Origin of the sequence: Sphingomonas panni (genome assembly GCF_022664435.1) — a bacterium.
Classification (GTDB): Bacteria; Pseudomonadota; Alphaproteobacteria; order Sphingomonadales; family Sphingomonadaceae; genus Sphingomonas; species Sphingomonas panni.
Map to the genome: position 1 here is coordinate 274598 of NZ_JAKREU010000005.1, position 11211 is coordinate 285808.

Consider the following 11211-nt stretch of genomic DNA (forward strand, 5'->3'; position numbering starts at 1 on the left):
GCCGTGCGGACGGCAGGGGGCGATCGCCGACGCGGTCGGGTCGCGCCGGCGATGGGCCGTTGTCAGGAAGAGGTGGCGCGGGCCTATTCCCCGCGCGCGAGGTCAGCCGCGACACGTCGAAGGCCAGCGAGGGCGCGGCGGGGCCTATTCCCCGCGCGCGAGGTCAGCCGAGCCGGCCGAGACGGTGGTAGAGGCTCGAGAATTTCGACGAACGCGGCTCTTGCGCGATCTGCCGGACATAGGCGCCGACAGCTTCCTTCAGCAGGCCGAAATCCTCGGTCGAGAAAACGGCGCGGCTGCGTGGCGGCTCGTTGGTCATGCTTCACACCCTTTCGCTTGTGGCGAACCATTCGCCACCGATGACCGGTAATGAACATGACAAGACCGCCGCCGTAAACGCGTCAAGGGCCCGGAACAGTGTCGCGACGTGGTCGCAAACCGTCCCGGGCGCTGTCAGTCTGTCATTAATTTACAACCTATGTCGCGCTGCGCTCCCAATCGGGCTTCAGCACGACCTTGGTGCAGCTGTTCTGCTCGTCGTGGAACTTGCGATACCCCTCGGGCGCATCCTCCAGCGCCATACGGTCGGAGATCATGAAGGTTGTGTCGATCTTGTCCTCCATGATTGCACTGAGCAGCCCAGGCAGGTAGCGCTGGACATGGGTCTGCCCGGTCTTGAGCGTCAGCCCCTTCTCCATGATCGAGCCGAATGGGAATTTGTCGATCAGCCCACCATAGACGCCGGGCACCGACACCCGGCCGCCTTTCCGGCACGCAACGATCGCCTGCCGCAGCGCGTGCGGCCGATCGGTGCCGAGGAAGGTCGACGCCTTGATCTGGTCGACGATATTGTCGACGAACATGCCATGGCTTTCGAGGCCGACGCTATCGATGACCGCATCGGGGCCGATCCCGCCGGTCATCGTCATCAGCGCGTCGTAGATATCGGTTTCCTCGAAGTTCAGCACTTCCGCGCCCAGACCCTTGGCCAGCGCCAGCCGGTGCGGGAAATGATCGATCGCGATGACCCGGTGCGCGCCCATCAGCAGCGCCGACTGGATCGCGAACAGCCCGACCGGGCCACAGCCCCAGACCGCAACGATATCGCCATCCTCGATATCGGCATTCTCCGCCGCCATCCATCCGGTCGGCAGGATGTCGGACAGGAACAGGACCTTCTCGTCGTCGACACCATCAGGTATTACGATCGGCCCGACGTCGCTGAACGGCACGCGGACATATTCCGCCTGTCCGCCGGGATAGCCGCCGGTCATGTGGCTGTAGCCGAAAAGGGCCGACCCGACCTGTCCCCATAATTCCTGCGCGATATCCTGATTGTCGGCCGGGTTGCCATTGTCGCAACCCGAATATTGCTGCTTCGAACAATGGTAGCAGCTGCCGCAGGCGATCACGAAGGGCACGACGACGCGCTGCCCCTTCTTCAAGGTCGATTTGGGGCCGGTTTCCACCACCTCGCCCATGAACTCATGGCCGAGAATATCTCCTGCTTTCATCGTCGGGATATAGCCGTCGTACAGGTGCAGGTCCGACCCGCAGATTGCGGTCGACGTGATCTTGATGATCGCATCGCGGGGGTTGATGATCTCGGGATCGGGAACGGTATCGACGCGGACGTCGTGCTTGCCGTGCCAGGTAAGTGCGCGCATCGCCGGCTCCTTCTTTAAGACTTGGGTTCGCGGTTGGGCGGCGTGGTCGTCGCGATCTCGCCGGTTTCCATCAGCTGCTTGAAACGACGCAGGTCGCGTCGCGCCTGGATCGCCGGTTCCTGCTGCGTCACCTTGGCGACCAGCTTCCCGACGATGCCGGCGGGCGGCGAATAGGCGATCATCGCCGTGACCACCGTCCCGCGCGCCGGTCCGGCGTCGGTGAAGGACACCCAGCCGCTATTCGGTACATCGGCCTGTTCCGCGCGCCAGCCGATACGCTGGTCGGGCACGTCCTCGGTCACTACGGCATCCCATTCATAGGTGCCGTTGGGTCCGGCGACGCGCCAGTGCGACCGCTCGCGATCGACGACATCAATCCCCTCGACGTTCAGCATGAAGCTGGCGAGGTTTCCGAAGTCGCGCCAATAGGCATAGAGTTCAGACGCCGGACGGTTGATCGTCACCGCGACGCCCGATACCGACGATTCGCCCTGGGGCGCGGCGTCTGCACGTTCCTGTCGGTCCTTCGCGGTGAAGGCGGGTCCGTCGTCCCGTGCGATATCGCCGGGCAGTTCGGCTTGGGCCATGGCCATGCTCTCCCGTCCGCCGGACCCGCGGCCCGGCTGATTGATCCATGATAAACTATTGATCGGACGATATTTTTCGTTCGATACGGCCCCAACAACCGGGACTGCGGGCCGTTCCATCCCGGTGCCCGCTTTTCCCGGTGAACGCCCCGGATTTGCAGACGGACCGCATCGCGCTACACGCGCGGCCATGCACGGTGCCCCGCTCACGCTCCACAATTCGCTGACGCGCAGCCTTCAGCGTTTCGAACCGCTCGATCCAGCAAAGGGCGTCCGCGTCTATTCCTGCGGACCGACGGTCTATAATTACGCCCATATCGGCAATCTTCGTGCCTATGTGTTCACCGACACGTTGAGCCGCGTGCTGCGGTGGAAGGGCTATCCGCTCACCCATGTCATCAACATCACCGATGTCGGCCATCTGACGTCCGATGCCGATGCGGGCGACGACAAGATGGAAGCGGCGGCAAAGGCCCGCGCCCAGTCCATCTGGGACATCGCGGCGCATTATACGGCCGCGTTCAAAGGCAATCTCAGCGACCTGAACATCGACGAACCGACCCGCTGGTCGGTCGCGACCGACCATATCGCCGAGATGATCGCTTTCGCCGAAAAGATCGCCCCCGATCATTGTTACGAAATCGACAGCGGCCTGTATTTCGACAGCTCGACCGTGCCGCATTACGGCGCGCTGGCCGGCGGGCAGGACGATGCCGGCGAGGGCCGCATCGATCCGGTCGCGGGCAAGCGCCATCCGCAGGACTTCGCGATCTGGCGTAAGACCCCTGCCGGCGAGAGCCGCCAGATGGAATGGGATTCGCCCTGGGGCAAGGGCGCACCAGGTTGGCATCTCGAATGCTCGGTGATGAGCATCAAATATCTGGGTGCGCCCTTCGACATCCATACCGGCGGGATCGACCACCGCGAGATCCACCATCCCAACGAGATCGCCCAGAACCAAGCCTATTGCGGTTGCGCCGACAGCGGTGCCGCCTTCTGGATGCACAACAACTTCCTGGTCGAACGATCGGGCAAGATGTCCAAGTCGAAGGGCGAGTTCACCACGCTGCAGACGCTGATCGACGGCGGCGTGCATCCCCTCGCCTATCGCCTGATGTGCCTGTCGGCGCAGTATCGTTCGGAACTGGAATTTTCGGCGGACAATCTGCTCGCGGCGCTGACCCGGCTCAAGCGACTGGTGATGACCGTCGCCGCGCTCCGCGCCCGCGCGTCGGGTGAAGGCGATGCGGCCAAGGCAGCGGCCTATCGCGAGCGGCTGGACGCGGCGGTATCGGACGATCTCAACACGCCGCGCGCGCTACCGGTGCTGGACGAATTGCTGGCCGACAAGAAACTGACGCCCGCCGACCGTATCGCCGCGCTGGGCGATTTCGACGCGGTGCTGGGCCTCCGCCTTGCTACGCTCGACCGCGCCGACCTGCGCGTCCGCCCCGCCGACGCGACGATCGACGCGGAGACGATCGAAGCCCGCCTGACGGCCCGCCGCGAGGCCCGCGCCGCCAAGGACTTCGCGACGAGCGACACGATCCGCGACGAACTGACTGCCGCCGGGGTCGAGGTCATGGACGGCGATCCCCTTGGCTGGGACTGGCGCCCGACGCTGGCGTAACCGCACCATCATGGTCACCCCGGCCTTCATCCGGGGTGACGTGCCGGTGCGTGGGACCGACACAGCTAACCCCTTGCTCCCGCCCCCGCTTCCCCTTCATACCCTCCCCGCGAATCATCGGGGGTCGATATGCGGGGACAGGTGCTGGGCGTTGATCGGGACGGACGCGAGGGGCGGATCGCCGGCGACGACGGGCAGCGTTACTGGTTCGAACCCGATGACTGGTCCGACCGGATCGGCCCCGCCGTGGGCGCGCAGGTCGATTTCGAAGTGTCCAACGGCCGTGCACTGCGCATCTATCACGTCCCCGGCACCGTCGCACCGCGCGCCGTTGCCGAACCGGCCCGTCGGCGTCCGCGCAAGGACAAGGTCGCGGCGATATTGTTCGCCTTCTTCCTCGGCACGCTCGGCATTCACCGCTTCTATCTGGGCCGTACCGGGTCGGGCCTGATCATGCTGTTGCTTAGCTGCACGCTGATCGGGCTGTTCGTCACCGGCCCCTGGGCGCTGATCGATGCGATCCGGTATCTCGTCATGGACAATGACGATTTCCATCATCGCTATGGTTGATCGAAGCCGTCGATCGGGTCGATGAACCTTTCCTTCATTGCGCGAACGGCCCGTTTCGCGCATGGGAATTGCCCGAACCGACTTGGATGGAATGAGACATGGCCGCAATCTGGGCCCCCGACAGCTGGAAATCCGCCGAAGCGCGCCAGCTTCCGACCTATCCCGACGCGCAGGCGCTCGACGCCACGACCGCGCAGCTCGCCGGCTATCCGCCGCTCGTCTTCGCCGGCGAAGCGCGCAACCTGACCGCCGAACTGGCGCAGGTGGCGGAGGGTAAGGCGTTCCTGCTGCAGGGCGGCGATTGTGCCGAAAGCTTTGCGGAATTCCATCCCAACTATATTCGCGACACCTTCCGCGTCATCCTGCAGATGGCGGTGGTGCTTACTTTCGCGTCGAAGCTGCCGACGGTGAAGGTCGGCCGCATGGCGGGCCAATTCGCCAAGCCGCGCTCGGCCGATACCGAGACGGTCGATGGCGTCGAACTCCCCAGCTATCGCGGCGACAATATCAACGACATCGCCTTCACCGCCGAAGGACGCGTGCCCGATCCGCAGCGGATGGTCCGCGCCTATTCGCAGGCGGCGGCCACGCTCAACCTGCTGCGCGCCTTCGCGACCGGCGGCTATGCGAACCTGCATCAGGTCCATCGCTGGACGCACGACTTCATGGGCCGGTCCCCATGGGCAAAGAAATACGCCGACGTGGCCGATCGCATCGGCGAGGCGCTCGACTTCATGGCGGCCTGCGGCATCGACGCCGACAGCGTGCCACAGCTGAAGGCGACCAGCTTCTACACGAGCCACGAAGCGCTGCTGCTCCCCTACGAACAGGCGCTGACCCGGCAGGATTCGCTGACGGGCGACTGGTACGACACCTCGGCCCATTTCCTGTGGATCGGCGACCGCACCCGCTTCGACGGGTCGGCGCATGTCGAATTCCTGCGCGGCATCGGCAACCCGATCGGCATCAAATGCGGCCCGACGCTGGAACCGGACGCGCTGCTGCGGATGCTCGACACGCTGAACCCGAACCGCATTGCCGGACGCATGACACTGATCACGCGCTACGGCCATGACAAGATCGAGGCGGGCCTGCCAAAGCTGATCCGCGCGGTCCAGCGCGAGGGGCATCCGGTGGTGTGGTCGTGCGACCCGATGCACGGCAACACCGTGAAAGCGACGACCGGCTACAAGACGCGGCCGTTCGACCGTATCCTTGCCGAAGTGCGCGGCTTCTTCGCCGTGCATCGGGCCGAGGGCAGCCATGCCGGCGGCATCCACGCCGAAATGACCGGGCAGAACGTCACCGAATGCACCGGCGGCGCGATCGCGGTCACCGAACAGTCGCTGGCGGATCGCTATCACACGCATTGCGACCCGCGCCTCAACGCCGGGCAGAGTCTCGAACTGGCGTTTCTGCTGGCCGAAATGCTCAACGACGAAATGGCGGAGCGTCGCAAGGACGCGGCGTAGCGCTCTTCGTCATCCCGGCGAAGGCCGGGATCCATGGATACGGAGCAATCGGCAAGAGCCGGAACGGCACCGTTCCATGGATTCCGGCTTTCGCCGGAATGACGGGCGTTGGGTTTAGCCCATCCCTGCCAACAACTTGTCGACGGTGATCGGATACTCCCGCACGCGCGTGCCACACGCATTGTACACCGCATTGGCGATCGCGGCACCTACACCGCAAATCCCCAGTTCCCCGACACCCTTCGCCTTCATCGGCGACGAATAGGGGTCCTCCTCGTCGAGGAACACGACCTCCTGATGCGGAATGTCGGCATGGGTCGGCAGGTGATATTCCGCCAGATCATGGTTGATGAACCCGCCCAGTCGCGCATCGACCACCAGTTCCTCGGTCAGCGCCGCTCCGACACCCATCGTCATCGCACCCAATATCTGGTTCCGCGCGGCCTTCGGGTTCAGGATGCGGCCGGCGGCGAACACGCCCAACATCCGCCGAACGCGGACCTCGGCCGTATCGGCATCGACGCCGACCTCGACGAAATGCGCGCCGAAGGTCGCCTGCACGAATTTCTTCGTCAGGTCGCCGAACTCGATACGATCCTCGACCTCGATGCCCGCGCCGCCCGCCGCCTCGCCCAGCGCCACGGACTTGTTGCCCGACCACACCCGGCCATCGGCGAACCGCGCCGTCGCGGGCTCGAACCCGACCGCCTCGGCGATACGGTCACGCAGCCCGACGCACGCCGCATAGACCCCGGCGGTCGAACTGTTCGCACCGAACTGCCCCCCCGACCCGGCGGATACCGGAAAGCCCGACTCGCCCAGCCGGACCGTCACCTGTTCCAGCTCGACGCCCAGCATTTCCGCAGCGGTCTGCGCCAGGATCGTATAGCTGCCGGTGCCGATATCGGTCATGTCGGTCGTCACCTTCACCCGGCCATCGCCGGCAATGCCGACCCGCGCCGCCGACTTCAGCACCATGTTGCCGCGATACGCCGCCGCCATGCCCATCCCGACCAGCCAGCGTCCTTCGCGCCGCTGCGCCGGCACAGGGGTCCGCGCGTTCCACCCGAAACGCTCCGCCCCCTCGCGCAGGCAACCGATCAGGTCGCGGTGCGAAAAGCGCCGCTCGGGCTTTTCGGGATCGACCTGCGTATCGTTCAGCACCCGCAACTCGACCGGATCGAGGTTCAGCTTCTCGGCCAACTCATCCATCGCCGCCTCGACCGCCATCATGCCGACCGCCTCGCCCGGCGCACGCATCGCGCTGGATTCGGGCAGGTTCAACTCGGCCAGCCATTCCGTTACCCGCCGATGCGGCGCGGCGTAGAGTTGCCGGGTCTGGGCCCCCGCCCCCTCCGGGCTGCCACCGGGCAGATCGCCCGACCAGCTTTCATGCGCGATCGCCTGCAACCGGCCATCGCTCGACGCGCCCAGCCGCAACCGTTGGATCGTCGACGACCGATGCGTCGTGTTGTTGAAGATTTGCGCCCGGCTCAGCACGACCTTCACAGGTCGCCCGATCTGCCGCGCGGCGACTGCGGCGAGAACCGCATCGGCCCGCACCCACAATTTGCCACCAAAGCCGCCGCCGACATGGTGCGCCACGATCCGCACCTTGTCCTTCGGCATCTTCAGGATTTTCGCCATGTCGCGCGCCGCCCAGTCGACCATCTGGTTCGCGGTCCACAGCGTCAGCGCATCTCCTTCCCACGCAGCGATCGATGCATAGGGTTCCATCATCGCATGGGCATGGTCGGGCGTGGTATAGGTCGCATCAACCTGCACCGGCGCATCGGCGAAGGCGCGATCGAAATCACCATGCGCGTTCGAGCGGAACGGCTTGTCCGCGCCCGCCTTCGCCGCGTCGGCTAGGTCGAATGCACCATCGGCTGCGTCATACTCGATCCGCACCAGCCGCGAGGCGGAACGGGCCGCCTCAAAGCTCTCCGCCACGACGAACGCCGCCGCCTGCCCCAACTGGTCGACTTGCGGCCCGGCGAGCATCGGCACCTTGTGATCGTCGCCGATTCCCAGCGGGCCGGCATTCTCGTGCGTGACTATGGCCAGCACCCCCGGCGCGGCCAGTGCCTCTGCTGCGTCGATCGACAATATGCGTCCGGTGGCGATGCTGGTGCCGACCACGACGCCATATACCTGACCCGGCACGGCGAACTCGGCAGCATAGGTCGCCTGCCCGGTGACCTTCAGCGGCCCTTCGATCCGGTCGGTGGGGCGGCCCAGCACCCGCATCGCGTCGGTTGGATTGGCGCCGGCCGCTTCGGTAAACTTCATGGCGTTACTTCCTCACTTCCGACCGAACAGCTTTTCGATATCGCCATGCGCCAGCTTGATCCAGGTCGGGCGACCATGGTTGCACTGGCCCGAATGCGGCGTCACTTCCATTTCACGCAGCAGGGCGTTCATCTCGACCACCGACAACACCCGGCCGGCGCGAACCGATCCATGGCAGGCCATCGTGGCGGCGACATGGTCGATCCGTTCCTTGAGCGACAGCGCAGCGTCATGCGCGCGGATTTCGTCGGCGAGATCGGTGACCAGACCGATGACGTCCCCCTGCCCCAGCATCGCCGGCGTTGCACGCACCAGCATGGCGCGCGGGCCGAACCGCTCCAGTTCCAGCCCGAATTCGGCCAGTTCCCCCGCCTTGTCCTCCAGCGCATCGCACGCGACTTCGTCCAGTTCGACCACTTCCGGGATCAGCAGCGCCTGTCGCGCCACCCCGCCGGTCGACATGGCGGCGCGCATCCGTTCCAGCACCAGCCGTTCGTGGGCCGCATGCTGGTCGACCAGCACCAGCCCATCCTCCGCCTCGGCGACGATATAGGTCCGCGCGACCTGCCCCCTTGCCGCGCCCAACGGGAATTGCGTCAAGGCGGGCGGCGCCTCGACGGCGACCTCGGCCCGCGCCTGTGGCGGGGGGGCGAAGAAGGTGGGGCGGCGCTCGTGAAAGGCAAAGCCCGGCGACGCGCTCGTTTCCGCAAGCGGTGGCAACGGCGTCGCAGGACCGGCCACGGGCGCGACCGGCTCGGTGGTCCATGCCGCCATGGCATCGGCCGCCGGGCGCTGCACCGCGCGGAATCCGGCCTCGTCGAGCGCGCGGCGCAACCCGCCGACGATCAGCCCGCGTGCTGCCGCCGGATCGCGAAACCGCACCTCGGTCTTGGCGGGATGGACGTTGACGTCGATCAGGTCGGGATCGACGTCGAGGAACAGGGCGACCACGGCATGGCGATCGCGCGCCAGCATTTCGGCATAGGCACCACGCACCGCTCCCGACAGCAGCCGGTCCTTTACCGGCCGACCGTTGACGAACAGATATTGGTGGTCCGCCACGCCGCGATGAAAGGTCGGCAGCCCGGCAACCCCGCCCAGCCGCATTCCCTCGCGTTCCCAATCAAGTCCGACCGAGTTCATCGCCAGCGCCCGATCGGTCAGCGCCGCAACCCGTTCCGGCCGCGACTCGCCCGCCTGCACGCCCAGCACCCGCCGGCCGTCATGTTCGAGGGTGAAGGCGATGTCCGGCCGCGCCATGGCAAGACGCCGCACCTGATCGACACAGGCGGCGAATTCCGATCGGGCCGATCGCAGGAACTTGCGCCGCGCCGGCACGCGCGCGAACAGCCCTTCGACGCGGATGCGCGTGCCCGGCGGCACGGCGGCAGGGCGATCCTCGACCACTTCGCCATTATCGACCGTGCGCAGCCAGCCCTCCGCGTTTGCCGGCCGGCTCTCGATCGACAGGCGTGCGACGCTGGCGATCGACGGCAACGCCTCGCCACGAAAGCCAAGAGTCGTAACGGCTTCGATGCGGTCGTCGGGCAGCTTCGAGGTCGCGTGCCGTTCCAGCGCCAACGCCATGTCGGCCGGCCCCATACCGCAGCCATCGTCGCTGACCTCGATCAGATCGATGCCGCCCCCGGCCAGGCGAACCAGTATACGCCCGGCACCGGCGTCGATGGCGTTCTCGACAAGTTCTTTCAGCGCGGAAGCGGGGCGTTCCACCACTTCTCCCGCTGCAATGCGGTTGACTAGATGCTCGGGCAGACGGCGTATTGACATGGGGGTCGCTCTAGCCCAAGCGGCGCCATCCCGCGACCCGCTTCCGCCATCTGGCAACCGACTGGAACCCCGGTCGGACGGGTCGAGGTACAAGCTGCGAACCGCCGCGTCGGGACACGCGGATAAGGACGGAAGTATCGATGGCCTTCTCGCGTTTCTTCAAGTTCATGTCGCATGATATGGCGATCGACCTCGGCACCGCCAATACGGTGGTGTATCTGCGCGGTCGCGGTGTCGTGCTGAACGAACCGTCGGTCGTGGCGGTCGAGACGCTGAACGGCGTGAAGCGGGTGAAGGCGGTCGGCGACGACGCCAAGCTGATGATGGGCAAGACCCCCGGCTCGATCGAGGCGATTCGCCCGATGCGCGACGGCGTGATCGCCGACCTCGACGTCGCCGAACAGATGATCAAGCACTTCATCCAGAAGGTGCATGGCCAGCGCCGCTTCATCCGCTGGCCGCAGATCGTCATCTGCGTGCCGTCGGGCTCGACCAGCGTCGAACGCCGCGCGATTCGCGACGCCGCGTCGAACGCCGGTGCGTCGCAGGTGTGGCTGATCGAGGAGCCGATGGCTGCCGCGATCGGTGCCGACATGCCGGTCACCGAACCGATCGGGTCGATGGTCGTCGACATCGGAGGCGGCACGACGGAAGTCGCTGTCCTTTCGCTACGTGGCCTCGCCTATTCGACCTCGGTCCGGGTCGGCGGCGACAAGATGGACGAGGCGATCGTCAGCTATGTCCGCCGCAACCACAACCTCCTGATCGGCGAAGCGACTGCCGAGCGCATCAAGCAGGAAGTCGGCACCGCCAAGCCGCCGGCCGACGGCATCGGTACGCTGATCTACGTCAAGGGTCGCGACCTGGTGAACGGCGTGCCCAAGGAAATCCAGATCAACCAGGGCCAGATCGCCGAAGCCCTGTCCGAGCCCGTCGCCGCAATCGTCGAGGGCGTGCGCATCGCGCTCGAAAACACAGCCCCCGAACTGGCCGCCGACATCGTCGACCAGGGTATCGTATTGACCGGCGGCGGCGCGCTGCTGCAGGGCATCGACGAAGTACTGCGTGATGAAACCGGCCTGCCGGTGACCGTTGCCGAAGACCCTCTGACCTGCGTCGCGCTCGGCACCGGTCGCGCGCTGGAGGATCCGATCTACAAGGGCGTCCTGCTCGCCGTCTGACACGTTTGACATAGGGGTCCGGGG

General features: G+C 66.0%; 9 protein-coding genes. 4 read left to right on the plus strand and 5 right to left on the minus strand.

Annotation, left to right across the window (positions count from 1 at the left end):
• Positions 1–163: 163 nt before the first annotated feature.
• From MF609_RS12015 to MF609_RS12025, 3 genes are all read right to left on the minus strand, one after another.
• Complete coding sequence (locus tag MF609_RS12015) at positions 164–319, minus strand: hypothetical protein (RefSeq protein ID WP_242416551.1); 156 nt, start codon at positions 317–319, stop codon at positions 164–166.
• A gap of 157 nt (positions 320–476) precedes the next feature.
• Positions 477–1667 (minus strand): zinc-dependent alcohol dehydrogenase, encoded by a 1191-nt coding sequence (locus tag MF609_RS12020; protein ID WP_242416552.1) that lies wholly within the window; start codon positions 1665–1667, stop codon positions 477–479.
• 14 nt (positions 1668–1681) lie between these two features.
• Positions 1682–2260 (minus strand): SRPBCC family protein, encoded by a 579-nt coding sequence (locus MF609_RS12025; protein WP_242416553.1) that lies wholly within the window; start codon positions 2258–2260, stop codon positions 1682–1684.
• 184 nt (positions 2261–2444) lie between these two features.
• Here MF609_RS12025 and cysS point away from each other — a divergent pair, with 184 nt between their 5' ends.
• The 3 genes from cysS (at position 2445) to MF609_RS12040 (ending at position 5926) form a co-directional block, all read left to right on the plus strand.
• On the plus strand, positions 2445–3884 hold the full coding sequence (gene cysS, locus MF609_RS12030) for a cysteine--tRNA ligase (protein ID WP_242416554.1): 1440 nt from the start codon (positions 2445–2447) through the stop codon (positions 3882–3884).
• 129 nt (positions 3885–4013) lie between these two features.
• Positions 4014–4454, plus strand: coding sequence for a TM2 domain-containing protein (locus MF609_RS12035; protein WP_242416555.1), 441 nt, complete (start codon positions 4014–4016; stop codon positions 4452–4454).
• A 98-nt stretch (positions 4455–4552) separates the two neighbouring features.
• Entirely contained in the window at positions 4553–5926 is a 1374-nt protein-coding gene (locus MF609_RS12040) for a class II 3-deoxy-7-phosphoheptulonate synthase (protein ID WP_242416556.1), read from the plus strand.
• 114 nt (positions 5927–6040) lie between these two features.
• On the opposite strand, the gene MF609_RS12045 is transcribed toward MF609_RS12040, so the two are convergent.
• A complete protein-coding gene (locus MF609_RS12045; RefSeq protein ID WP_242416557.1) occupies positions 6041–8218 on the minus strand; it encodes a xanthine dehydrogenase family protein molybdopterin-binding subunit in 2178 nt (725 codons plus the stop codon).
• Between the two features lie 12 nt (positions 8219–8230).
• A complete protein-coding gene (gene mutL, locus MF609_RS12050; protein WP_242416558.1) occupies positions 8231–10006 on the minus strand; it encodes a DNA mismatch repair endonuclease MutL in 1776 nt (591 codons plus the stop codon).
• 140 nt (positions 10007–10146) lie between these two features.
• On the opposite strand from mutL, the gene MF609_RS12055 reads away from it, so the two are divergent.
• Positions 10147–11187 (plus strand): rod shape-determining protein, encoded by a 1041-nt coding sequence (locus MF609_RS12055; RefSeq protein ID WP_055756338.1) that lies wholly within the window; start codon positions 10147–10149, stop codon positions 11185–11187.
• The last annotated feature ends 24 nt before the right edge of the window (positions 11188–11211 follow it).